Genomic DNA, 23,211 nt, shown 5'->3' with positions numbered 1-23,211 from the left:
AGATGAGGAGTGGCCATGCTGCAGATCCAGAACGTCTCCAAGAGCTTCGGAAAACTCAATGCCGTCGACGGCGTGTCACTGGAATTGAAGCCCGGTGTCGTCGGCCTGATCGGCCACAACGGCGCGGGCAAGAGCACGCTGATGCAGATGCTGGCCACGCTCACGCGGCCCACCAGCGGGCGCATCCTGCTGGACGGTGAGGACATCGTCGCCAAGCCCGAACTGATGCGCCGGCGCCTGGGCTATCTGCCGCAGGACTTCGGCGTCTACCCGCATCTGACGGCACTCGAGTTCCTGCAGTACTTCGCGGCGCTGAAGGGCGTGCGCGACCGGCAGCGGCTGAACGACCTGCTGGAGCTGGTGAACCTGCACGAGCAGGCCCACCGCCCGGCCATCGGCTTCTCGGGCGGCATGCGCCAGCGCCTGGGCATCGCGCAGGCCCTGCTGAACGACCCCGACGTGCTCATCGTCGACGAACCCACGGCTGGTCTCGACCCCGAGGAGCGCCTGCGCTTTCGTCACCTGCTGGGCGACCTCGGGCGCAAGCGCCTGGTCATCGTGTCGACCCACATCGTGTCGGACGTCGAGAACATGGCCTCGCACCTGGCCGTCATGCGTCAGGGCCGCCTTGTCGCCTTCGAAACCCCTGAAGCCGTGATCGCTCGCGCCGTGGGCAAGGTCTGGATGGCCCAGCTCGCGCCAGCCGATTACGAAGCGCTGAAGGGCCATGTGCAGGTGCTGCAGGCCCAGCCTCAGGGCAGCCGCATTCAGGTGCGCATGGCGCATCCGTCGCGCCCCTTTGCCGAGGCCGAGCCGGCGAACGCCAGCCTGGAAGAGGCGCTGATGGTCCAGCGTTATGCCGATGCGCGGGAGGCCGCATGAACACCAGTCTCTACAAGACCCTGGTGCTGAACGAATGGCGCTTGCGCAGCCGCCGGCTCAGCAGCCTCGTCATCCTGCTGGCCGTGGTGGCCGTGAGCTGGTTGATGGTGCTGGACCCGAAAAGTGGCATGGCCATGATGGTCGTGAACAAGCAGCGCATCGCCTACGAGAGCCAGGCACTCGCCTTTGCGAGCAACCTGATCGCGTCGCTGCTGTTCGGCCTGGCTGGCTTCTACCTGGCGCGTGGCCGCACGCAGGAAGACGTGCGCTGCGGCACGGCTGCCGTGCTGGCCGCCACACCCGTCAGCAACGCGCAGCTGCTGGGCGCGCGCTGGCTGGGCGCCTTCGGCTTCCTGCTCTCGCTGGGCACCGTCGTGATGCTGACGGTCTGGGTGTTGCAACTCGTGCGCGGCGAAGGCCCGTTGCAGCCCTTGCCCTATCTGCAGATGCTGGTGTTCGGGCTGGCGCCCGGCCTGATGCTGTGCGCCAGCCTGGCCGTGCTGGCCGACGCCTGGGCGCCGCTGATGGGCAAGCGTGGCGACGCGCTCTACTGGGTCTTCTGGATGGTGCAGTTCGCCTTCATCCCGGCCACGCTGGGGCAGGGCGCCGTGCGGCTGACCGGCTGGCAGGTGTTCGACATCAATGGCATGTCGCCGTTGCTGGTCGGCGTGAGCCAGTTGATGGACGTGACCCACATCAGCGTCGGTGGCAGCCCCTTCGACGCGACGCTGCCCCGCCTGCACATGCCCGCTGGCCTGTGGAGCGCTGAGTTGATCGCTTTGCGCCTGGGCTCGATGGCGCTGGCCCTGCTGCCGCTGCTGCCCGCCGTGATGTTCTTCCATCGCTATGCACCAGACCGCGTGAAGCTGCGCAACCCCGCCGGTCGCTGGCGCATCGTGCAGTTGCTGCAATGGCTGCTGCGCCCGCTGCTGCGGCCTTTCACCGCCGCCCTTGGCCTGTTGCTGCGCGCCAGCGCCCGCCTGCCAGGCCTGCCCGGCCGCTGGCTGGCGGACGTGAGCCTGGTGTTGCTCAGCCAGCCGCTGTTGGCCCTGGCGATGGGGGCCGGCACGGTGGCCTGCGCGGTGGTGTCGACGGACCTCGTTCCCGCGCTGCTGGCCGCAACGTTGTGCGCCTGGGGCATGGCGGTGGCGGACGTGAGTTCGCGTGATCTGCAGAGCGGCACATGGGCTCTGGCCAGCGCAGTACCCGGCGGCGCATGGGAGCGCGGCTGGCGCCAGGTGCTGGCGGCCTTGGGGCTGGGGCTGCTGCTGGCCTTGCCGGCCTTGCTGCGGATCTCAACGGTGCAAGCCTTGGCCTGCGTGGCCGGCCTGCTCTTCTTGAGCGCAGCCGCCACGCTGCTGGGCCGGCTGACCCAGGGCTCGCGCACCTTCCTCGCGTTGTTTCTGTTCGCGCTCTACCTCAACCTGCAAAAGACCGGCGTGGCGGCGCTGGACCTGTTGGGTGTGGACGGCGCGGCCAACGCAGCCAGCGTGGCCGGCTATGCGCTGGCGGGCGGGCTGGGGCTGGTAGCACTGCTGGCCTGGCCGCGGCTGCGTCGGACCTGAGCCGCCGGTACTGGCCTACAGCGCCCCTGCGAAGAATGGCGCAAGATTGCCAGGCCATGACTGCACGCTTCGCCGTCCTTCTGCTCGCCGCCACCTTTTGCGGGATGGTCGGCGCTGCTCAGGCCGAGGAGCTGCCCAGATCAGCGGCCTGCCGCATCGCGCTGAATGCGCTGGACGAAGCGGAGGAGGCCATCGCGGCGGCCGCTGCCGCTTCATCGACCAGCTTGTCCGATCAGCAGCGCCAGCACTCGGTGGCCGTGCGTCTGCAGCCGCTGCGCAAGCGCGTGGCGGATGCCTGCCTTGGCGGGCTCACCACCTCGCCGCCGCCCTCGCAGCACAGCTGGGTGGTGCCGACCGCGCCCGCACGGCCTGGCGTGGTGGCGCCCCGGGTGCCCATGCCAACCGTGCCGCCCGTGGCCTTGCCGCGTCCGCAAGCGCCGGTCACCGTGACCCAGTGCAATGCCGCCACCTGCCTGGCCAGCGATGGCTCGACGCTGACGCGGGTCGGCCCCACCCTTGTCGGACCGCGCGGTTCATGCACCGTGCAGGGCGTCTTCCTGCGCTGCCCGTGATCAGCGCCGCGACTTGCTGGCCAGCACCAGCGCAATGCCGCCGAGGATGGCCGCCGAGGCCAGCAGCAGGCGCGGGGTGACGGCCTCCGACAGCAGCGCCACGCCGCCGAATGCGGCAATCAGCGGCACCGACAGCTGCACGGTCGCGGCCCGCAGCGCGGACAGCCCGCGCAGCGCGGCGTACCAGATGACATAGCCGATGCCGGACGTGACGGCGCCCGAGGCGACGGCCAGGGCGATACCGGTGGTGCTGGCGCGCGCCTGGGCTGCGAACAGCAGGCTCACCAGCAGAGCGAGTGGCGTGGCGCGCAGGAAGTTGCCCGCTGTTGCCGCCAACGGGTCGCTCACGCCGCGGCCGCGCAGCGAGTACAGGCCCCAGGCCAGGCCCGCTGCCGCCATCATGGCCGCGCCGAGGACCGGTGGCGCCGCCACGCCGGGTGACACCAGATAGACCAGCCCCGCCACGGCCAGAGCGAGGCCGAACCAGGCCAGGGGCCGGAACCTCTCGCCCGAGCGCAGCCCGGCGCTGAACATCGTCACCTGGACCGCGCCGAACAGGATCAGGGCGCCCGTGCCCGCTGACAGGCTGAGGTAGGCGAAGGAGAAGAAGGCGACGTAGGCGAACAGCATGGCCGCGGCGAGCCAGTCGGAATGCGTGGCGGCGGCCTGGCCGGGCCTGAGCCGCACGATGGCCGCGAGCGTGACCGCCCCGGCGGCCAGCCTGATGCTGCCGAAGCTGGCCGCATCGATGAGATCCTGCCGCAGGGCGAGCCGGCAAAGCAGCGAATTCGCCGCGAAGGCCAGCATCGCCGTCGTGGTCAGGGCCAAGGTCTTCAGCAGGGGCAGGCCGGCGCGCGACTCAGACATGGACCCCCACCAGGACCGCGGCCCAGCCCAGCAGCGCGACGCCCAGCGGCGTGCTCAGCCGGTGGCCCCAACGGACATTCTTCTCAACGGCCATGACCGCGGCCAGCAACAGCATCCAGCCGAGGCTGCCGGTGCCGAGCGCAAACATCAGCAGCATCAATGCCCAGCAGCAGCCGACACAGAACAGGCCGTGGTGGGCGCCCAGCATGAACGCGTGCCGCGCCTCGGCGTGGCCGCGCCAATGCTGCATGACGAAGCTCAAGGGGGTGCGGCACTTCTCCAGGCAGCGGTGCTTGAGGCTGCTGAACTGGAAGACCCCGGCCAAGGCGATGATGGCCGTGCCGATCAGCCAGCCATGCCAGGCCAGCAGGGGCACGCCGTTGACGAGCGCCAGCAGCCCCGCGTGCAGCACATGGGCCACGAGCCCGAAGCCGCCCCACACCGCCATATAGCCCAGGCCCAGCAGCAGGAGCAGCCGGCGGTGGTCCGCCCGCCGCGCCGTCAACCGGTCGAAGGCATTGAACAGGGGCAGGGTGGTCGGCAGCATCATGGCCGTGGTCATCAGGATCCACGCGGCGCTGTAGAGCAGCGCGGGCACGATGACGTCGCCGCCGGGGATCGCCCGGCAGACGAAGGCGGCCGGGCCGGAGGCCGTCCAGTCGCCGTGTTCGAGGTAGCGCCCATAAGGGCTGCCCGCCCAGGCCCACAGCGCCAGCCAGGCGAGGCCGGCCAGCGCACTCAGCACGACGAGGAACACGCGGCGATGACGGGAATCGCCGGCTGGCGGATCCGCCGCTACGGCGCCGCCAGCGGCGCTCAATGGTGCACCCTTCGGCCTGCGGCCTTGCCTGGCCGACAGCGCGGCCAGGCGTTCGCCAGGCATGGGATGCCCACAGGGCATCCCATGTCCGGGCTCACTCCCGCCAAGCGGGAGTGAGCTTGCTTGGGACGGCCCGGCGCGGCGCTCATGCGTCGAAGACGAAGGTGCTCTGCAGCGCGTTGTGGTTCTTGAGATCGAGATCGATGCCCAGCGCCGGGTTCTTGGAGCGATAGGTAGGCGCCTTGCCGACGAACACCGGCGCACCCGGCACCGTCGAGAACACGGTGTCTGACAAGGTCGTCAGCCCACCCATCGCACCGCGATAGGGCTCGAGTTCGGCGTAGTAATTCGTGCCGATCTCGAGGATGCCCTTACCGTCTTCCACGGTGAACTTGATGGGGGCCCGCTCGACCGACACCACCGTGCCAATGAGGGCAGCGAGATCGGCGACCGGCCCGCCGGCCTGGCCCGTGTAGACCTTGAGCAGGGCCGCCTCCTGCGCCGCCGAGGCCTTGTCGTCGACAAAGATTGCGGCGGTCCAGTTGCCTTTGAGGATGTTGCCGGGGACATGGGCCACGGCCGCGATGGTGTTGCCGCCGACGTCCACGCCGTCGATCACGCCCTTGTCGATGCGCCAGGCGACGATGGTGTCGCAGGTGCCGTTGTCTGGATCCTCGCCGATCCAGCAGGGACACAGCACGTTGCAGTTGCAAACCTCCAGCAGACGACCTTCCAAGTGATAGCCCATATGACTCTCCGTCAAAGCCAAACACAATGAACTTGTCGCCGTGGCTCGGCCGGCAAGGCAAAAATCATCCTACGCCGCGGTGCCGGGTCGAGTCCAGGTTCGTTGAAGACGGCATCCTCAATCGATCACCCCTACTTCGTCGCATCTACTCCGTCGCATCGGCATTCGCCGCCCGCAGCGGGTCCGACACCTCCAGCCAGTCGAGATCGTTCTCCAGCGTGTGGAAGGCGTCGTCGCCGATGTCGCCGGCGTCGCGCATGGCCAGCAGCACCTGCCGGGCCGCCTGCAGCGCGGCGCGGTAGCTGTTGTCGTACTCGGCACCGAATGAAGCGAATGGGCTGCCGCTTTCATGCAGCGGCCGGCCCAGGTGCATCTTCAGGTTCTTGCGCACCAGGCTCACGGCGGGGGAGCCGTCTGCGGGAAGTTGCTCAAAGGCTGCCTCCAGCATGCGCTGGCGCGCGGCATGCTCTTCGTGCGCCACCGGGTCGCCGTCCTTCAGATTGAGCGCGCGCAGCAAAGGCTTCAGTGTCAGCCCCTGGATCAGCAGCGTGCCCAGCACCACGAGAAAGGCCGTCAGCACGATCAGGTTGCGGGCCGGAAAGCCTTCGGGCAGCGCCAGCGCCGCTGCCAGCGTGACGATGCCGCGCATGCCCGCCCAGGAGATCACCAGCCCGCTGCCCACGCTGGGCCTCAGCATGGGCCGCGGCGGATTGAAGCCGTGGCGGTGGTCACGCCAGCGGATCGCGGCGTTGAAGGACATGTGCCAGGCGACGCGCACGACGATGACGGTAACCAGCACGGCGGCGGCCACCAGCAGGTATTGCGTTCGCGCCGACGGCTCCAGCGCCATCAGGATGGGGCGGATCTGCAACCCGATGAAGATGAACGCAAAAATGTTCAGCGCGAACACCACCGTGGCCCAGACCGCGTTGGTGGGGATGCGAACACGGGCAGGGATGCGCGCCGGTGCCATGCGCGCCAGCGTCATGGCGAAGCAGACCGTGGTCAGCACGCCCGACAGCCCGACATGCTCCGCCAACTGCCACACGCTGATGGTGCCAATGAACTGCAGGATGATGGCCGTGGGAATGTGCTGCACATGCTCGAACATGCGCTGCACCAGCCAGCCCAGCGCAGGCCCCGCGATCAGGCTGCCCAGCACGGCCAGCAGGAAGGTCGGCGCCACCGCCTGCACCGAGAAGCCGCCGGCCGCCACTGCACCGACGGCCAGGCGGTAGATCAGCAGGGCGCTGGCGTCGTTGAGCAGGCTCTCGCCTTCGAGGATGCCCAGGATGCGCTGCGGCGGGCGCAGCGGCCGCAGCACCGCAGTGGCCGCCACCGCATCGGGCGGCGCGACGATGGCGCCCAGCGCCACGGCCGCGGCCCATGGCAGGCCCGGCACGAGGGCGTGAGCCACCATGGCCACTGCGGCCGTCGTCAGGCCCACCGCGAAGATCACGAGGCTGACCAGAGGCGCCCAGTTGTCTCTGAGGTCCCGCAATGACGCGTCGTAACCAGCGTCAACGAGAACCGGCGCGACGAACAGGGCCAGCACCAGTTCGGGCGGCAGGCTGGGGCTGGGTGCACCCGGCACCAGGGCCAGCAGCGCGCCGCCAATGGCCAGGAACACCGGGTAGGGCGCGCCCGCACGCCGCGCGGCGGCAGCCAGTGCCACGGCGGCGATGAAGATGATCAGGATTTGTTCAAGTTCCTGCACCGGCCGGAGTATGGCGACCTCGCCCTGGCAAAGGAAGGCGGGACCGGCAGGCCTACGGTCGTAGCATCGCTTCCCAACACCCAGTCCCCAGGCCGCGCCATGAAGGCGCGCCGGTTGCTTACCGAAAGCAAGTCATGACCGGCATCTCCGAGCGTCTGCTCACCGCCTTTGAAACGCACGACGTTGAAGACATCCGGGCCGTCCTCGATGCCGGCTTCGATGCGAGTTCAAGCATCGGCGGCAAGACGGTGGTCAACCATCTGATCGAGATGTACTTTCGTTCGGACCGGTTTGCCACCTGCCTTCGGTTGCTGCTGGAACGTGGCGCCGTGCTGGACGACCCGCACCTGACGCCCGTGCTGCTCAACGACGCCGACGCGCTGGCCACCGCCGCGGCGACCAATCCAGCGTTGCTGCGGCACCGCACGCAGATGCCCTGCACCTTCACGCCGCTTGACGGCGCCACGCTGCTGCACGTGGCGGCGGAGTACGGCCACGCGGCCGTCGCCGAGCGGCTGTTGGCACTGGGCGCAGACCCGAACGCCGCGGCCGATGTCGACGCCGACGGGCTGAACGGCCAGACGCCGCTCTTCCACGCCGTGAACTCGAATGCCAACCGTTCGGCGCCCGTCATGCGCCTGCTGCTGACGGCTGGCGCGCGGGCTGATGTGCGAGTGCGAGGCATCACCTGGGGCCGCGGCTTCGACTGGGAGACGGTCTGCTACGACGTGACGCCGCTGTCCTACGCCCAACTCGGCCTGCTGCCGCAGATGCAGCGCACCGAGGCCGATACCTACGCCAACATCGTCGAACTGCTCGCGGCCCTGGGGCGGCCCGCGCCGCGGCTGGGCAATCTGCCGAACCGGTATCTGCGCTAGCGCTCCCGCAGCCGATCCAGCACCGGCTTGACATCGATGATCGGCGTGCCGTCGAACGCTTCGAGATGGAGTGCCTGGTAGCGAAGCGGGCCGTCTTTCTCGACCAGCGTGACGCGGTGCAGCCCCACCGGGTTGGGCCGGTCCTGCGAGCGGGTGCTGAACACGCCGCGCAGCGGGGCGTTCAGGTCGTCGCGTGGATGCACGCTCAAGGTCTCGCGCTGGCCGCGGTCCAGCCAGGTCAGCAGCAGGATGTCGTCACCGACCTGCAGGTCGCGCAGGCCCGCCTCGAAAGCGGGCAGGAACTCCAGCCACGCCGTGGGGGCGCCTTCATCGCCTTGCTTGGGCGCCTGCTCCCGGCTCGTCAGCGGTGAGCGCACATGGCCGATGGGTTGGAGGACGAACATCTGTTCTGCGCGACGGCGCGGCGCCAGGCCTCAACGCTGACGCCACGGCGGCGGCGTTTCGTTGGTGATGTCCGTCGCCCGCGCCCGCTCGGCGTCGAGGGGGCGGATCTCCAGCGTCAGACCGAAGGCCAGGCAGGGGTTCTGCGCGGCGAGTTCGGCCGCTTCCTCCAGGCTCGTGGCGACGATGAACCAGTAGCCGCCGACGATCTCCTTGGTCTCCGCGAAGGGACCGTCGGTGACCAGCCCATGGGCAACGAGCTTGCCTTCGGGCGCCAACCGGCTGCCGGGCATCATCCGCCCCGCCGCGAGATGGCCCTCGTACCAGACGTAGAACTGATCGATGGCGCGCTGGACATCCTCGTGAGACGCTTTTTCGTCCCACAGCCCACGCGACACAACGAGGTATTCGTGCTGCGATTGGTTCATGGGTGGATGGTAAATGCAGGGGGACCGTGGAGCGTTCCGCGGAGGCCGAGTTGGGGAGCCAGACCTCCCGCGCCACGGCCTTTGCATCGATTGCTGAAGCCTCCGATAGGCAGCTTCAGGCTGGGGCTGTCCTTGGTAGTTGGCGCCCGAGGGTCAGCAAAGTGCGCCCAAAGCGGAAATTGACCCAGCTACAGCTGCCGGTCCATGAGCGAGCAGATGCTTGGGTGCACCAATCCAACATGGCGCCACTCTTCGGCGGCGAATCGGCGCTCAGGCACATGCTCAGCGGCCAAGTCGACGACCTGCAAGAAGTGGCTGACTGCTTGGCGGCGATGCGCAGCTGCGATTTTTCATAGGCGTCTTGCGGCCACTAGCAAGCGGGCGGCAAATCGGTCACTGAAGCGCCTGCTCGCTAACCCTGCTTTGGAGCGAATGCCATCAATTCTGATGATACAAGTGGAGGAACCCGATTCCCATAATTCCGCACTCAACGACTGCCGTCATCAGACGGCGCCAAGAGTGGAGGGAATATGGGCTTCAATCTGCATCGTCTGACGGCCTCGATCGTTGCGACAGCGGCGCTCGTCGGCTGCAGCGTCAACCCGATCGTTCAGTGGAAGCCCGCGAACGATCCCCCCGCCAACGTAGACGCAGCTCTTTCCGACGCGCAGTCACTACGTTTGCAGTACGAGGTGAAAGCGGAACAGCACCTAGGTCGGAAGCTGGTAACCAACGATCTTCTTTTTGGTTTGGGCGTCGCCACGTTTGCCGCCGTGGCAGGCAAGACGCACCGTGACGTACCGGCCATCACTGCAGGCCTTGGCGCATCGACGTTTCTCTACTCCACGACTGGCATACAGCAAACGGTATTCGACGCCTACCAGATTGGCATTGGGCGCGTGAATTGCGCTGCCAAGATTGGTCGCGCGCTACGCGTCACCCCAGACGTGGCGAAAGAACAAGCAGCCGAGCTCGCGCTGCTACGTGCCGAGCTTCCCACTCTGGCTGGTCTCGTTGCAGACGTCGAAGCACTGGTGCTTTCCTCGGCGGATCTCGACGAAGCGTTCAAGTCCGCTGCGCTGGAACGCATCACGGCCGCCAAGACTGTTTTGGCCCGTGCCAACGACGTCAGCAAAGATGCGGAAGCTCTTCTTGAGCGTGATCCGGTCATCGCCGGGAAGCTCATCGACACCCTGCATGCCATCCATCAAGCCGTCAATGAGATGGCATCCAAAGGGATTGCTGAGCCCAAGGCTGTGCTCGACTCTCTGAATGGACTGCTGGGGGTTTCAGGAGGAATCATCAAGTCAGTCACACCACCGTCCGCTCCCGCCAGTGCCGCGTCCTCTGTTCCTGTGAACGAAGCCGACTCTGGTGTGACACCTTCGGCGGCAGCTGAAGCCGCCAAGGCGGCGGCGCGCCGCGCCGCGATGGCCAGCATTGCAAACACCATCCGTAAAGCTCTGGTCAATATGGCGCAGTCGCAGGCGAAAGTGTCATACCTGGCCGAATCCATCGGACAGCGATCTACGCGTCAAGTTGCAACGGTCGATGCGAATGACTTCGACAAATGCGTTCCGGATGCAGCCAAGCTGAACACCTTCAGGGTGTCGAAAGCGTCGCTGACATTCACAGCGAACAAGGACGACGATCAGAGCGACAGCTTCACAGCTTCCGGCGGTACGACCAACTACACCGCCCGATTCACGAGCCAGCCGACGTTCGGCATCACCGTCGTCGCACCACCAGCTGGTGGCGGTACGTTCGACGTCAAGGTGCCTAAGACGACGAAAGGACCACATGAACTCACGCTTGTCGTCGAGGATTCCTCGGCTGCACGCAACTCGGCCTCCATCACTGTCAAGGTCAACGCCGCAGCAGGCACTACATCCGACACCCCAGCCGCCAATGAGTCTGACTCTGGAAGATCCCTGGGATTGTCCGCGGCGCTGAGCAGCGCTCGCAAGGCAGGCGCTTCTCTCACCATCGGCAGCGGGACCGGGAAAGCCAAACTGACCATTCGAAGCTGGACGTCGGATTCAGCGGGATCACGCGTCGTTATGGCCTGCCAGCTGGGCGATCACGCGCAACACCTCAGCGTGGCCGACGCCCGGAAGAAGCTGCTTGGACTCTTGGTAGATGGGCACAACCTGTCATCCGATGTGGCAGATGGCCTTCGCGCTTCGCCACAGCGGCTCTCCGTCGTCTCCGACAACGGTTGCGTGCAATGACGAGAGCGCCAAGGGTCGACAAGCGGCCCTCTGAACGATCGAGAGACTGGGAAGAGCGGTCTGTCGCTTTGGATGAATCACTCATTCTCGAAGCCCGAGTGCGATGGTCTCAGCTAGGTGCGGCTCGTCAGTTGGATTTGGCGAGCTGTCTGGCGCTCTGCCGCCAGATCGAGTACGCCCGCGGCTTCAAGCAAGTCGTCTCGGTCACGGCCGGATTGAGGCGGCGCAACGACTCAGCCGGCGTCGAACATCTACACAACGAACCGTGCATCGTGTTCCTCGTGAAGCGAAAGTTATCCGAGGATCAGCTCGCGCGTTCGCCGGGCCAACGCCTGCCCCGCGAGATCCTCACGCCAGCGTTGATCGACGGCAGCGAGCAAGTCGTTGCTGTTCCAACAGACGTGCAGCACCTCAAGCGAATCCTCGCCGCTCGAGCACAAGCGCTGACTGGCATCCAGGCACAAGACGCCGACGGTCGCTGGGCACGAGGTGCATTGACATGGATCATCGCAGTTGGCAACACCAAGTACGGCCTTGCTCCTGTGCACGTCTTAAGCCCGCTGCCCAGCCTCGACGGCGTTGGTCGGCGACCTGGCGCACAGGAGAAGCTGCAAGGGCCCGGGAATAGTACGACCGGCAACGCCTTTGCCCAGAGCACCGGGTTTGGTGGGCGGGTGATACCAGGGGGAGCTCTCAGCTTCGATGCGCAGCTTGCGACCATCAATCAGGCTGCAAGTTACGGATTCCTGTACGGCGGAATGCAGCTGTCCAACACGCTGCCCTGGGTCCAAAGCGAGCAGAAGTTGAACCAGCTTCTTGCCAGCGGTCAGTCACTGGAGATCTTCGCTCCGGCGAACAATCGCAATAGGCCTGCTGGCAGCATGCTCCCGCTGCAAGCGGCGCGGTCTCTGGTGGAACATCCAATGCCCCTCGCCTACGATTTCGGTGACGGCACACGACGCGGCATTACGCACTCGGTCATTGAACTGCAGGTGCGTTTCGGCGACCGAACGTATCCCGGCGACAGCGGCGCGCCCGTGGTGCTGCGCGATGCGAATGACCAGTTCACCTTCGTCGGGATGCACATTGCCGGCGATGGAACCAGGCAGGTTTCGTACATCGTGCCCGCTTGGAGGTTGCTGGCACTAGGGAGCTACGCAAGCGTCGGTGGAGCGATGCCGACTGGTCCCATGAGACTGTTGACTCGGCCTTAGGGCGAAATCGCTGCTCATGGATGCCGGCGACAACTCGGTCTCGTACTCTCCTCCCCCTGAGGACGATGACGACGACAAAAGGAAGAAGACCCGGCATGGTCATTCACCATGAGCGCCCCCAATTTGCCTTGAAGGCCTCAACTCATTCCCACTGATTTGGGGATGACAAGACAATCGCACCCAGGCCCAGTCCAATGCTTGGCATCCGGACCTCCGGAGCCGTCAACGGGGAGAAACGGCTCATGATCTACGACCTCGAGTTCGGCGACGAAGGCACCGACGTCCGGCGCCTGCAGGAGCACTTGAACAACGTGTCCGCAGCAGGTCTGTCACCCGACGGCGGCTTCGGCACCTTGACCAGGACGGCGCTGCGCAACTACCAGCACGGCGTAGGCGTATCTCAAAGCGGAAAGGTGGACGAGGCGACGTTCAACGCTCTAGCCAGCCATGGCCTCGTCCTTCTTGGTCCGCCAGCGGCAGGGTCCAGCTCCTCGCTTAGTTGGCCGCCTGCGTCTGCCAACCTCGCACAACCGACCGTAGCGCGGACGGAGGCAGTGTTCTCAGCGTTCGAATTTCGGCATGCCCCAACCGCAACGGACCCTGAGCACATCGAGATCCTCGACGACTGGGCGGCTCAGAACATTGTCCGTATGCACATTCCTCAGCTGGACAAAGGCTTGTTCGCGGCCGGGCGCCACTACGTCCGCCGGGAGCAAGGCACGATCAGCTGTCATCGCCTGGCGGCGCCCTCGTTCCTCAAGCTCTTTGAACGTTGGGAAGAAGCGGGCCTGCTGGACCGCGTGCTCACCTGCGCCGGGGCCTTCAACGCGCGGCTTAAGCGAGGCACCACCAGCCCCAAGCGCGTGAACTTGTCTAACCACTCCTGGGGCACAGCCATCGATCTCAACGCCGGCGAAAACCCTTTGGGAAATGTGCCAGTAGGCCTTCATGCCAGAGGCTGTGTGCGAGAGCTAGTAGGCATCGCCAACGAGCTGGGCTTCTACTGGGGCGGCCATTTTGCGAACCGCCCGGACGGCATGCATTTCGAACTAGCAGTCATCAAGTAGGTCGGTGCCTGACAACTTTCACTACCCTACGGGAGGCGTTACTGAGCGCCAGTTGTTTTATAGACCCTCGTCGTGAACGAGAGCCGCCGCCCGGGGTCAAATGCTGAGTGTCGGCATTCGCTGCGGTGCTGTTCATCGCCGTGGATCCGGAACTTCGGCTTTGGGCACCTTGCTGTCGCACGGGCGCTGGCCCCGACCGTCAGCAACCGCTGCAAAACGGAATTTCCGCGCTCTCCGTTCGACAAATCGCCTAGCGCCGACAGCCACCTGAATGCCGAACCCGCGCCGGCAAGCATGAGTGACCCTCAGTAGTCGATCCCCACCCGAATCCCGTAGGTCCGCGGGTCGTTCCAGTAGGCGCGCACGAAGCCGCCGCCGTCCTGCACCGCGTTCTTCGTCATCTTGTTGGTCGCGTTCAGCACATAGAGCTCGGCGCGCCAGTACTTGGGCGCCTGCAGCTTGAGGCTGGCGTCGATCTTGGTGAAGGCCTTCTGGCCGTCGGAGATGTGCGGGTTGTCCAGGTTGAGCAGGGTGAAGTACATCTTGTCCTGCCACTTCAGGTTGACCCAGGGCGTCAGCTCCCAGCCCTCGCCGAACATGAAGCTCTGCGCGAAGTTGATGCCGAAGCTGTACTTGGGCGACAGGGGCAGGTGGTTGCCGGTGATGTCCAGGATCTGGCGGCCGGCGAACTCGCGGACGGGGCCGCTGTAGGGCTCGGGGCAGTGCGGTGCGCCCATCTCCTCGCGCACACCGCAGTTCCAGGTGTCGCTGTAGGACGGGTAGTCCTTCATCTTGCTGTTGATGTAGCTGAAGAAGGCCCCCAGGCGGGCGCCGGGCCAGGGCTTGTAGTCGACCTCCAGCTCGATGCCCGGGATGCTGACGACGCCGACGTTGACGGTTTGCCACTTGGTGACGATGTCGCAGGTCGGGTTGTCTTCGGGGCAGGGCTCGGTGCGCTTGATGCGCGAGGCGAAGTTGTCGCCCGTGACCTGCATGTCCTTGTAGCGGCTGAAGAAGAGGGTGGCCGACAGGCTCAGCCGCTTGTTCAGCAGCAGGCCCTTGTAGCCGATCTCGAAGTTGGTGACGGTCTCGGGCTTGTAGGGGAAGAAGGTGTACTGCGGGCCGGCGGGGCCGTCCACGCAGTCGTGGCCGCCGCAGCGGTCGTCCTTGTCGCCGAAGCCGCCGGCCTTGTAGCCGGTGGACAACGATGTGTAGACCATGTCCAGCGGCGTCAGCTGCTTCTGCAGGCCCAGGCGGTAGGTGACCTTCTTCCAGCTCTGGGCGTTGTCGTTGCCGGCCGGCGGGCCCCATTCGGCATAGGCGGCGGTGCCGGCGAAGGGCCCCATCTTCTCGGTCAGGTCACGGCCGTTGTGGGCGCGAAAGCCCGGCTCGCCGGGCATGCCGGGATGGAACAAGCCGTTGTAGTAGGCCGGCGTGGAGCCGTCCCAGCCACCGAAGACCTGGCCGTTCTTGTCGGTCTTCTTGTCATGGCTGTAGCGGGCGCCGAGGGTGGCGGTCCAGGTCGGCGTGAACTTCCAGTCGGCCTGCGCGAAGACGGCCTTGGCGTCGATCTGGCGGTCGGGCTGGTGATAGAACTGGCTGGTCGGGAAGCCATAGGGGGCTGTGACGAGCTGCTCCTGCGCATAGTCGATGGCGTTCTTCTCGTGCATCCAGAACAGGCCGGTGACGAGCTGCAGCGTGTCGGTGTGGTGCTTGAACTGCAGCTCGTGCACGCTGGACTTGTAGGTCGAGCCGAGCGTGAACGAGGTCATATCGCTGACGGGCCAGGTGCCCCAGTCGCCGTCGGGGCCGACGGGCAGGCTGGCCGTCACCTGGCTGGCGATGGGGTGGTAGCCGCCGTCATCGTCGGACTGCTGCGTGCGCTTCTGGTTGGCGAAGGCGAAGCCGTATTCGATGCTGCTCTGCGGGCTGAGGTTCCACACCAGGTTGGAGCGCAGCGTGCCGATGGACATGTCGGTCTTGCCGGGCACGTTGATCTTGACGTCCCATTTGCCACCAGTGCAGGCGAAGGCGGTGCCGGCCGCCATGTCGCAGTCCTTCATGGCGACGTCGCCGGCGCCGTTGTTCTGGAACTTCTCGTAGGCCACCAACCACTCGATGTTGTCGGTCAGCTTGAGCCGGCCGGCGATGCGCGCCGCCCATTCGTCGCGGTTGTAGTAGTACTTACTTTTGGAGACCAGGGTGTTGCGGCGCTGGTCCACGTCAGGGATGCCATCGGCGACAAAGCCATGCGCCGGCAGATTGACGTCATAGAAGTCCTGCTGCTGGTTGATCCAGCCGTCGCGCGTGACCTTGCTGACGGTGGCGCGCAGCGCGAACTTGTCGTTGACGGCGATGTTCTGGATCAGGTTGATCTGGCGCTTGCGGTAGTTGCCGAAGTCCGCTTCGACATTGCCGTAGGTCGAGCCGAACTCGGGCTTGGCCGGGATGATGTTGACGCTGCCGCCGGTGGAGTTGCGGCCGAACAGCGTGCCCTGCGGGCCGCGCAGCACTTCCACCTGCTCGAGGTCGAACATCAGCGCGAGCGCGCCTTGCGGCCGCGGCGAGTACAGGCCGCCGACATGCAGACCCACGGCGGGGTCGCCGATCTCCGTGAAGTTGGTGGAGCCGACGCCGCGGATGTTGATCTGGATGCCGGAGTCGGCGCCCGAGGAGATCTGCAGATTGGGCACGGTGCCGGACAGTCCGCGCACGTCGTGGATGCCTTCGCGGCTCAGCGCCTCCTGGGTGATGGCGGTGACGGCGACCGGCGTCTTCAGCAGGTTGGAGTTGACGCGCGTCGCGCTGACGGTGACGGTGGGCAGCTCATTCCTGGCGTTGTCCTTGTCCGTCGTGGCGGTCGTCGTCTCTTGGGCAAAGGCTGCGCCGGCCAGCAGGCTCACGGCGGCTGCGGTGACGGTCTTGGCGTATCCAGCTCGGTTCGTTCTCATCGCTCTCGGCTCCTTGTGTCTGTGTATGGGCGGCCACCGTCCTGGCCCGAAAGCCACGGCGTGTTTGAGTCGGGAAGTCAGGCCCCGGGTCTGGGCTTGGGTTTGGTGCCGGACAACAACTGCGCCAACGAGACGGTCTCGTTGCGCACGAGTGGCCTCGCCCAGGCGCTGACGCTCAGGATGTAGGCCAGGGTCAGGAAGACGGTGGTCATGGCGGCGCGCAGGCCGATGGCGTCGCCCAGCACGCCCACCAGCAGCGGCACGACGGCGCCGCCGAGGATGCCGGTGCACAGCACGCCCGAGAAGGCGCCGTGGTGGCGGGGCACGGAGTTCAGGCCCAGCGAGAAGACGATGGAGAACATCACCGACAGGCAAAAGCCCGAGGCCGGGAAAGCCCACAGCGACGCGGCCGCCGGGCCGAACAGCGCGATGCCGACGCAGACCATGGCCAGCACCGTGAAGCCGGCCAGCACGACGCGTGAGTCCAGCAGCTTGAGCAGCACGAGGCCGAGCAGGCAGCCGACAGACATCAGGCCCCAGAAGCGCGCCACGGCGTCCGCCCCCTCGGCCGTGGCCGAGAAGCCGTGATAGGTAGCCAGGAATTGCGACATCCAGTTGGCCAGCACCTGCTCGGTGCCGACATAGGCCAGGATGCCCAGGAAGAACAGGCGCACATCACGCCGCGCCAGCAGCTCCTTGTAGGCCGCCCAGCCGCCGGCGCGCTCGTCGTCCTTGAGCTCGACCCGGGGCAGGGGCAGGGTCTGGTTGGCGAGGATGAGGGCAACGAAGCCGGCCGTGAAGATCCAGTAGAAGGCGACCCACACCAGGGGACTGCCGGCCGCGCCGGGCCTCTCCATCAGCAGCTGGAAGGCCCAGGGGCTCAGGAAGGACGCCAGCCCGAAGACGAGTTGCCCCATCACCGAGAAGAAGGCGAAATGGGCCTCACCGCCGGCCGTGCGCAGCAGCGGGTTGATGACGACCTGCAGCAGGGCCATGCCCAGGCCGATGACGAAGAGACCGGCGATGGCCGTGCCGTAGCTGGGCCACATCGCGATGGCCAGCGACCCGGCGAGGTTGAGCAGGAAGGCGATCAGGATGGTGAAGCGTGGTCCGCGCGCCTCGACCAGCATGCCGCCCGGCACCGATACCAGCCCGTAGGCGAGGAAGAAGGAGAAGGGCAGGAAACCCGCGAGCGCCAGGCTCAGCTTGAAGTCCTGGATGATGATCGGCATCAGTGGGCCGATCAGGTTGGTGACGAAGGAGATCACGAACCAGATCAGCAGGATGTAGCCGACGATCAGCGCGCGGTGCTTCATGGCTTGGTGCTCAGGCGGCCACGCAGTCAGCGAATTCGCCGGCGCGGATGGTCTTGCGCGGGAAGCGCGCGAGGATGGCGCGGGCGGTGCGGCATCCGGCGGCGAGGGCTTCGGCGAGGTCGCCACCGCGCAACCGCGCAGAGAGGTAGCCGGCGTTGAAGGCGTCACCCGCGCCGATGGTGTCGAAGATGTCGGCCGGCTCGGTGTCGTGGGCGACACGACGTCCAGCCTCGATGCCCAGCGCGCCGCGAGCGCCGACCTTGACGACGAGGCTGGCCCCTGGCTTCAGCGCCTTGGCGATCAACGTCAGCGCATCGTCCAGATCCTTGGTGCCGGCGATGCTGCGCGCCTCGAGCTCGTTGATGAGCAGGTGGTCGCAGTGCAGCAGCCAGCCCAGCACCTCGTCGCGGTCCCAGCCCTCGGGCGGCCAGCCGGTGTCCAGGGCGATGCGATAGCCGCGCGAGGCCGCCTCGGCCAGCAGGTCGGCGTAGCGGATGCGCAGGTGGGGCAGCAGGAAGGGCGCCGTGAAGAGGGCGATGGAAGGCACCGGCGTGGCGTGCAGGTGCTTGAGCACATGCTGCACCGACAGCTGCTGCAGATGGCCGTGGGTGGTGAAGAAGTTGCGCTCGCCGCAGCTGTGCATCAGGCCGACCGAGATGGTGGTCTCGCGGTCGCAGACTTCCAGGTGGGTGCGGATGCCGCTGAACTGCTCGGCCAGCCAGTGGCCGAAATGGTCGTTGCCGACGGCCGAGATGAGGTGGGTGGCCTGGCCGATGTGGCGGGCGGCCAGCGCCGCGTTGGCGCCCGAGCCGCCGGCACGCAGCTCGCTGCGCGGCATCAGCAGTTCGGTGCCGATGCTGGGCCAGCCTTCCAGCGAGCCGAGAACCAGGTCGACGCCGACGTCGCCGACGACGCTGAGCTGAGGGGTGAAAAGGGCGCGATCCGTGTCCATGGGCGCCGACTATAGGAGCCCGCCGGAAGTCGTGTCAATAATTAAATCCAATGGATTGAAATATTTATCCGATTCGCTTGGTGACGGGGCGATGGCCCAGCAATTCGCCCACGTCGAGGTCGCTGCGGCGGTCCTGCTGCAGCACTTCCAGGCGCGGCGACAGCATCTCGTAGATGGGCAGCACGGCGGCGCCGAGGATGGAGGAGTCGTCCTGGCGGTCAGACAGCACGATGCGGGTCTCGGGCGCCGCCATGCCGCCACGCACCGAGCGGTGCCAGGGCAGGGCCAGCGCCACGAGATGCTCCACCAGCACCTTGGGCGCGGAGCCGCCGATGACGATGGAGCGCGGGTCCAGCATGTTCTCGATCATGCAGACGGCGTCGCGCAGGCGGTCGGCGGCCTGGCGGCACCAGCGGTGCAGGGCCTCGTCGGCGGGCTGCTGCAGGCGTGCGCTGAGGTCCAGGGTCCAGACATCGTGATCGCTCACGCCCAGGGCTTCGGCCAGGGAGTACATGGAGACGTAGCGCTCCAGGCAGCCGCGGTTGCCGCAATAGCAGGGCGTGCCGCCGGGCACGATGGGCACGTGGCCGATCTCGGTGGCATTGCCGTCGGCGCCGGGGTAGGCCGAGCGGCCGATGACCAGGGCCCCACCCAGGCCCAGGCCCAGGTGCAGGTAGAAGAAGTCGTCCAGGTGCCTGGCGACGCCGAACAGCGTCTCGCCCAGGGCGCCGGCAACGCTGTCGACGCGGTAGAAAAGAGGCAGGCCGGTGGTCTCGCGCAGTTCGTCCAGCACGGACAGGTCGTTCCAGCCTTCCAGCGCCGTCGGGCCGACAAAGCTGATGTCGGTGTGGCCGAGAGGGCCGGGCAGGGCGACGCCGATGCCCCAGAGGCGCTCGGTCGATTCGCGGCGCAGGCGCGCGACGAGCTGCAGCATGGACGCCAGCATCTGCTGGCGGTCGCTGGTGTCCAGCTCGACTTCGCAGCGGCTGCGGATCTCGCCCACGAGGTTGACGAGGGCCGCCGAGGCCCGGCCCGGCTCCAGGCTGATGCCGATGGCGTTGCCGGCCTGCGGGTTCAGCTCGAAGGCGATGGGCGGCTGGCCGCGGGATTTGTCGACCTTCTGGCGCCGCGACACGATGAGGCCGATGGCCTCCAGGTCGTTGGTGATGTTGGCCACCGTCTGCGGGCTCAGCGACACCATGTCGGCGATGTCCTTGCGCGAGGCGGCGCCTTGCTGGCGGATGAAGTCCAGCACCACGCGGCGGTTGAAGGGGGCGCTGGACTGTTGGGTGGCTCCTCGGCCGGTGGTTCTCATGCGTGCTGACGGCGCTTTCGTGGTGCCCATGATAGGTGGGGCCTGTGCCCGGGCCGCGATTCTGTCCGAGGCGGCGGTTCCGGCGTCGATCACGCTTGAAATAAATTTATACAACCATTGGATTTAAATATTGACGATGCCGGCTTGGCGGCCCTACATTCGCCGCCCATGAGACGTGAAGTCCCGTTGGAGGGACGAGGTCTGGCCCGGCGCATCCAGCAGTGAAGTTGCGCTCCTCGCCGGCAGTGCGTGCGCTGCTCGTGGGCATCCACAACCCGTGGCTCTTCCATCGCCACAAGACTTCGTTGAGGCAAACATGCAATCACTCCGGATCGGCTCGTGTGCGGCCCTCGCCCTGTTGAGCCTGTCTTCGCTGGCAATTGGGGCTGGCAATGCGGCCGGCAGCAATGCCGCCAAGAGCACGGCCTTTGTGCAGGACGGCTGGCTGTACACCCAGACTGAGACCGCCAGCGGCCAGGCCCTGGTGACGGCCGTCCAGCCGGCGGCGGCCAGCGGCGTCATCCCCGTGGGCGACGCCAAGGTCTACGGCAACGTCTTCGACAAGAACCGCAAGCTGACCGTCGCCCAATGGCAGGCCGTGCTCAGCATGGACGCCTACCCGGAGAACGGCACCACCAACTACCAGGACGTCGGCCCCTGGCGCTATTGCGAGGTGGACTACGAGGCCAGCCAAGGCATTTCCGACTACCGCGGTGACACCTTCGGCCCGGTCGGTGTGACGACGGTGGGCGATTTCCCCGACTACTTCAAGAACGCCTTCGCGCCCTATGTGCTGGGCAAGACCGGCGCGACCAACACCGACATGAAGAACTGGGGCGTGCAGGTCACCGGCGTGTCGGCCGCCAACTTCAAGGCGGATGATTCGCGGCTCGACCCCTATCCCAACCTCAGCCGCTCCAACTCCACCAAGCGCGCGGCCCTGACCAAGATCTGCAAGGCCCTGCAGTCGGCCTTCGACAACCAGCAGGACAAGTATGTGATGAGCCATTACGCGCACATCAACAACGACAAGCTGCTGCCGGTCCTGAGCGCCTTGAAGGGCATCGGCTTCACGGCCTTCGACAAACACAACCTCGTCGGCCTGGCCTTCCAGGTGCAGGTCAACACCGGCTCGATTGGCAGCGTCTCGGCCTTCACCTCGGTCAAGAACGCTGGCAATTGCGGCAGCCTGAGCGCCGAAACCTGCTTCGCCACCTACCTGACCGACCAGTACATCCGCTGGCTCAAGTCCAGCAGCCTCGGCGACGATGCGGGCAATTGCTGGCGGGCCAGCATGGCCCTGGACATCTACAAGAAGAACCCGGCCATGAACAGCGTCAGCACGGTCAACTCGGTCATCAACAGCAGCTACCCCGACAACAGCGGCAAGTGCCCGACCTCGGGCATCAAGTGGTCCAAGAACATGGCATGGGAATGAAGCGAATCCTGATTGCAGCGGCCCTGGCGGCCGCCATGCCGCTGGCCGTTGCCGCCGATGCGGCTGCGCCGGTGACGACGGTGTCGGTCAAGTTGCCGGCCGATCCGCTGCTGGTGCAGATCAACCAGGTGGCGTTGGAACGCGTCGGCTCCAAAAGGGCTGTCGTCGAGTCCACGGGCCTGGCCCAGGCCGGGCGCTACCGCGTGCTGGCCGGTGGCAAGGTCGTCGCCCAGGGCGAACTGAAGGCCTTGCCCGAGTTCTCCGCCTGGGGGGCGGGCAAGCGCTACTTCGAGGTGGACTTCTCGGCCATCGAGAAGGCGGGCGCCTATCGCGTCGAAGCCACGTTGGGTGGCAAGCGCGCGCTGTCGGCGCCGGTCCCTCTGCGGGACCAGGCCCTGTTCACGACGATTGCCGACAAGACGCTGGATTACTTCCGCCGCAGCCGCCATACGGCCAAGGTCGACCGCCATATCCGCATCTTCGAGACGGACCGCTTCGTCGACGTGCACGGCGGCTGGAAGGACGCCGGCGGCGACACGGGCAAGTATTTGTCCCACCTCGGCTACGCCAACTTCTTCAACCCGCAGCAGACGTCGATGGCGGCCTGGGTGCTGGCCTACACGTCGCACACCTCGGCCGATCTCTACCGGCGCGCGGGCCTGCTCAAGCGAGCCGAGAACGAGGCCTTCTGGGGTGCCGACTATCTGCACCGCATCCTCGACGCGGAGGGCTATTTCTACACGACGGTGTTTGACAAATGGGGCGACGAGAAGGCCGAGCGCATGGTCGTCGGCTACGAGGGCGAGGACGGCAAATACACCCAGCTCTATCGCTCGGCCTATCGCGCGGGGGGCGGCATGGCCATCGCGGCGTTGGCGCGGGCCTCGCTGCTGGCGAAGCAATCGGGTCGGCAGGGCGAGTTCAACGGTGCGACCTATCTGGCCGACGCGGTCAAGGCCTTCGACCATCTGCAGCAGTTCAATGCGCAGTACACGGCCAATGGCGTCGAAAACATCATCGACGACTACACGGCGTTGATGGCAGCCGTCGAGCTGTTCAACGCGACACGCGAGCCGCGCTTCCTCGACGCCGCCCGGCTGCGCGCCGAAAGTCTGATGGGCCGCCAGACCGCTGCCGGCGGCTTCATCAGCGATGGCGGCTCGCGGCCCTACTACCACGCGGTCGAAGCCGGCCTGCCGGTGCTGAGCCTCACGCACTATCTAGCCATCGAGACCCAGGAGGCGCGTCGCGGCCGCGCGACCGCTGCCATCGCGTCGGCACTGAAGCATGAGATCGCCATCACCCAGCGCGTGTCCAACCCCTATGGCTATGCACGCCAGTCCTTCCAGCTCGCGCCGAACGGCAAGGCAGAAGGCTCCGTGATGGAGGGCTTCTTCATGCCGCACAAGAACGAGACTGGCTATTGGTGGCAGGGCGAGAGTGCGCGCCTGGCCTCGCTGACCACGGCCATGACGGCCGCCAGCCGCCAGCTCGGCACCGGCATGCCCGAGGGCTGGGCCGGCTATGCGCAGAGCCAGCTCGACTGGACGCTGGGGCGCAACCCCTACGGCATCTCCATGCTCTACGGCTTTGGCAAGCGCAACCCGCCGGCCGTACCGTCCAGCGCGGGCGACATGTTTGCCGGCGGCATCTCCAATGGCATCACGGGCGCCGTCGGCAGCGATACGGGCGAGGATATTGCGTTCGGACCAGGGCCCGACGGCGAGCAGTGGCGCTGGGTGGAGCAGTGGCTGCCGCACTCGGCCTGGATGCTGCTGGCGGCGGTGGAGATCGCGCGCTGATGTCACAAACGTGGGGGCTGTCCCGTCAGGAGGGAGTTGAACCGCG

The 23,211-nt window shown here is 66.5% G+C and carries 19 protein-coding genes; 9 read left to right on the top strand and 10 right to left on the bottom strand.

All coding sequences use genetic code 11. The features are described from left to right. Nucleotides 1–15: 15 nt before the first annotated feature. From ACXJKM_RS21300 to ACXJKM_RS21290, 3 genes are read left to right on the top strand one after another with little or no spacing between them, the layout of a single operon-like run. Nucleotides 16–882 (top strand): ABC transporter ATP-binding protein, encoded by an 867-nt coding sequence (locus tag ACXJKM_RS21300; protein WP_457355011.1) that lies wholly within the window; start codon nucleotides 16–18, stop codon nucleotides 880–882. Then, entirely contained in the window at nucleotides 879–2,447 is a 1,569-nt protein-coding gene (locus ACXJKM_RS21295; protein WP_457355009.1) for a hypothetical protein, read from the top strand. Before ACXJKM_RS21300 ends, ACXJKM_RS21295 begins: the two co-directional genes overlap by 4 nt. A gap of 56 nt (nucleotides 2,448–2,503) precedes the next feature. Then, nucleotides 2,504–3,019, top strand: a complete 516-nt coding sequence (locus ACXJKM_RS21290) for a hypothetical protein (protein WP_056195968.1) — start codon at nucleotides 2,504–2,506, stop codon at nucleotides 3,017–3,019. On the opposite strand, the gene ACXJKM_RS21285 is transcribed toward ACXJKM_RS21290, so the two are convergent. The 4 genes from ACXJKM_RS21285 to ACXJKM_RS21270 all read right to left on the bottom strand — a co-directional run bounded on the left by ACXJKM_RS21285 (nucleotide 3,020) and on the right by ACXJKM_RS21270 (nucleotide 7,171). Beyond that, nucleotides 3,020–3,886, bottom strand: coding sequence for a DMT family transporter (locus ACXJKM_RS21285; protein WP_056195971.1), 867 nt, complete (start codon nucleotides 3,884–3,886; stop codon nucleotides 3,020–3,022). After that, a complete protein-coding gene (locus ACXJKM_RS21280; RefSeq protein ID WP_056197200.1) occupies nucleotides 3,879–4,706 on the bottom strand; it encodes a DUF2182 domain-containing protein in 828 nt (275 codons plus the stop codon). Before ACXJKM_RS21280 ends, ACXJKM_RS21285 begins: the two co-directional genes overlap by 8 nt. Nucleotides 4,707–4,851: 145 nt before the next feature. Beyond that, nucleotides 4,852–5,454, bottom strand: a complete 603-nt coding sequence (locus ACXJKM_RS21275; protein ID WP_056195975.1) for a DUF1326 domain-containing protein — start codon at nucleotides 5,452–5,454, stop codon at nucleotides 4,852–4,854. A 145-nt stretch (nucleotides 5,455–5,599) separates the two neighbouring features. Then, nucleotides 5,600–7,171 (bottom strand): cation:proton antiporter, encoded by a 1,572-nt coding sequence (locus ACXJKM_RS21270; protein WP_056195978.1) that lies wholly within the window; start codon nucleotides 7,169–7,171, stop codon nucleotides 5,600–5,602. Nucleotides 7,172–7,305: 134 nt separating this feature from the next. Between ACXJKM_RS21270 and ACXJKM_RS21265 the strand changes: the two genes are divergently transcribed. Then, nucleotides 7,306–8,049: an ankyrin repeat domain-containing protein gene (locus ACXJKM_RS21265; RefSeq protein ID WP_056195982.1), complete on the top strand. Its 744-nt coding sequence runs from the start codon at nucleotides 7,306–7,308 to the stop codon at nucleotides 8,047–8,049. On the opposite strand, the gene tsaA is transcribed toward ACXJKM_RS21265, so the two are convergent. Then, nucleotides 8,046–8,453, bottom strand: coding sequence for a tRNA (N6-threonylcarbamoyladenosine(37)-N6)-methyltransferase TrmO (gene tsaA / locus ACXJKM_RS21260; protein ID WP_056195984.1), 408 nt, complete (start codon nucleotides 8,451–8,453; stop codon nucleotides 8,046–8,048). The genes ACXJKM_RS21265 and tsaA overlap by 4 nt on opposite strands. A gap of 30 nt (nucleotides 8,454–8,483) precedes the next feature. Beyond that, nucleotides 8,484–8,879 (bottom strand): YciI family protein, encoded by a 396-nt coding sequence (locus tag ACXJKM_RS21255; protein ID WP_457355006.1) that lies wholly within the window; start codon nucleotides 8,877–8,879, stop codon nucleotides 8,484–8,486. Between the two features lie 530 nt (nucleotides 8,880–9,409). On the opposite strand from ACXJKM_RS21255, the gene ACXJKM_RS21250 reads away from it, so the two are divergent. The 3 genes from ACXJKM_RS21250 to ACXJKM_RS21240 all read left to right on the top strand — a co-directional run bounded on the left by ACXJKM_RS21250 (nucleotide 9,410) and on the right by ACXJKM_RS21240 (nucleotide 13,391). After that, complete coding sequence (locus tag ACXJKM_RS21250) at nucleotides 9,410–11,110, top strand: hypothetical protein (protein WP_457355004.1); 1,701 nt, start codon at nucleotides 9,410–9,412, stop codon at nucleotides 11,108–11,110. Between the two features lie 68 nt (nucleotides 11,111–11,178). Beyond that, on the top strand, nucleotides 11,179–12,324 hold the full coding sequence (locus ACXJKM_RS21245) for a hypothetical protein (protein WP_457355002.1): 1,146 nt from the start codon (nucleotides 11,179–11,181) through the stop codon (nucleotides 12,322–12,324). Nucleotides 12,325–12,566: 242 nt separating this feature from the next. Then, nucleotides 12,567–13,391 carry a M15 family metallopeptidase gene (locus ACXJKM_RS21240; protein ID WP_457355000.1) on the top strand — a complete coding sequence of 275 codons (825 nt, stop codon included), beginning with the start codon at nucleotides 12,567–12,569 and terminating at the stop codon, nucleotides 13,389–13,391. Between the two features lie 305 nt (nucleotides 13,392–13,696). Here the strand turns inward: ACXJKM_RS21240 and ACXJKM_RS21235 are convergent, their stop codons facing one another. The 4 genes from ACXJKM_RS21235 to ACXJKM_RS21220 all read right to left on the bottom strand — a co-directional run bounded on the left by ACXJKM_RS21235 (nucleotide 13,697) and on the right by ACXJKM_RS21220 (nucleotide 19,925). Then, a complete protein-coding gene (locus tag ACXJKM_RS21235; protein ID WP_457354998.1) occupies nucleotides 13,697–16,342 on the bottom strand; it encodes a TonB-dependent receptor in 2,646 nt (881 codons plus the stop codon). 77 nt (nucleotides 16,343–16,419) lie between these two features. Continuing rightward, nucleotides 16,420–17,658: an MFS transporter gene (locus tag ACXJKM_RS21230; protein WP_457354996.1), complete on the bottom strand. Its 1,239-nt coding sequence runs from the start codon at nucleotides 17,656–17,658 to the stop codon at nucleotides 16,420–16,422. A 10-nt stretch (nucleotides 17,659–17,668) separates the two neighbouring features. Then, entirely contained in the window at nucleotides 17,669–18,610 is a 942-nt protein-coding gene (locus ACXJKM_RS21225; protein WP_457354994.1) for a carbohydrate kinase family protein, read from the bottom strand. 64 nt (nucleotides 18,611–18,674) lie between these two features. Further along, nucleotides 18,675–19,925 carry an ROK family protein gene (locus ACXJKM_RS21220; protein WP_457354992.1) on the bottom strand — a complete coding sequence of 417 codons (1,251 nt, stop codon included), beginning with the start codon at nucleotides 19,923–19,925 and terminating at the stop codon, nucleotides 18,675–18,677. A gap of 316 nt (nucleotides 19,926–20,241) precedes the next feature. On the opposite strand from ACXJKM_RS21220, the gene ACXJKM_RS21215 reads away from it, so the two are divergent. Both ACXJKM_RS21215 and ACXJKM_RS21210 read left to right on the top strand, forming a co-directional pair. Continuing rightward, complete coding sequence (locus ACXJKM_RS21215) at nucleotides 20,242–21,363, top strand: hypothetical protein (RefSeq protein ID WP_457354990.1); 1,122 nt, start codon at nucleotides 20,242–20,244, stop codon at nucleotides 21,361–21,363. Next, nucleotides 21,360–23,165 (top strand): glycoside hydrolase family 9 protein, encoded by a 1,806-nt coding sequence (locus ACXJKM_RS21210; protein WP_457354988.1) that lies wholly within the window; start codon nucleotides 21,360–21,362, stop codon nucleotides 23,163–23,165. Before ACXJKM_RS21215 ends, ACXJKM_RS21210 begins: the two co-directional genes overlap by 4 nt. Nucleotides 23,166–23,211 lie beyond the last annotated feature (46 nt).

It is taken from the genome of Roseateles sp. P5_D6 (assembly GCF_054049415.1).
This window is presented reverse-complemented; position numbering and strand designations above follow the sequence as displayed.

Bases quoted from the DNA above. Each gene is read 5' to 3' on its own strand.
- ACXJKM_RS21300 (WP_457355011.1), top strand. From the start codon at position 16: ATGCTGCAGATCCAGAACGTCTCCAAGAGCTTCGGAAAACTCAATGCC.
- ACXJKM_RS21295 (WP_457355009.1), top strand. From the start codon at position 879: ATGAACACCAGTCTCTACAAGACCCTGGTGCTGAACGAATGGCGCTTG.
- ACXJKM_RS21290 (WP_056195968.1), top strand. From the start codon at position 2,504: ATGACTGCACGCTTCGCCGTCCTTCTGCTCGCCGCCACCTTTTGCGGG.
- ACXJKM_RS21285 (WP_056195971.1), bottom strand. From the start codon at position 3,886: ATGTCTGAGTCGCGCGCCGGCCTGCCCCTGCTGAAGACCTTGGCCCTG.
- ACXJKM_RS21275 (WP_056195975.1), bottom strand. From the start codon at position 5,454: ATGGGCTATCACTTGGAAGGTCGTCTGCTGGAGGTTTGCAACTGCAAC.
- ACXJKM_RS21265 (WP_056195982.1), top strand. From the start codon at position 7,306: ATGACCGGCATCTCCGAGCGTCTGCTCACCGCCTTTGAAACGCACGAC.
- tsaA (WP_056195984.1), bottom strand. From the start codon at position 8,453: ATGTTCGTCCTCCAACCCATCGGCCATGTGCGCTCACCGCTGACGAGC.
- ACXJKM_RS21255 (WP_457355006.1), bottom strand. From the start codon at position 8,879: ATGAACCAATCGCAGCACGAATACCTCGTTGTGTCGCGTGGGCTGTGG.
- ACXJKM_RS21250 (WP_457355004.1), top strand. From the start codon at position 9,410: ATGGGCTTCAATCTGCATCGTCTGACGGCCTCGATCGTTGCGACAGCG.
- ACXJKM_RS21240 (WP_457355000.1), top strand. From the start codon at position 12,567: ATGATCTACGACCTCGAGTTCGGCGACGAAGGCACCGACGTCCGGCGC.
- ACXJKM_RS21235 (WP_457354998.1), bottom strand. From the start codon at position 16,342: ATGAGAACGAACCGAGCTGGATACGCCAAGACCGTCACCGCAGCCGCC.
- ACXJKM_RS21230 (WP_457354996.1), bottom strand. From the start codon at position 17,658: ATGAAGCACCGCGCGCTGATCGTCGGCTACATCCTGCTGATCTGGTTC.
- ACXJKM_RS21225 (WP_457354994.1), bottom strand. From the start codon at position 18,610: ATGGACACGGATCGCGCCCTTTTCACCCCTCAGCTCAGCGTCGTCGGC.
- ACXJKM_RS21220 (WP_457354992.1), bottom strand. From the start codon at position 19,925: ATGAGAACCACCGGCCGAGGAGCCACCCAACAGTCCAGCGCCCCCTTC.
- ACXJKM_RS21215 (WP_457354990.1), top strand. From the start codon at position 20,242: ATGCAATCACTCCGGATCGGCTCGTGTGCGGCCCTCGCCCTGTTGAGC.
- ACXJKM_RS21210 (WP_457354988.1), top strand. From the start codon at position 21,360: ATGAAGCGAATCCTGATTGCAGCGGCCCTGGCGGCCGCCATGCCGCTG.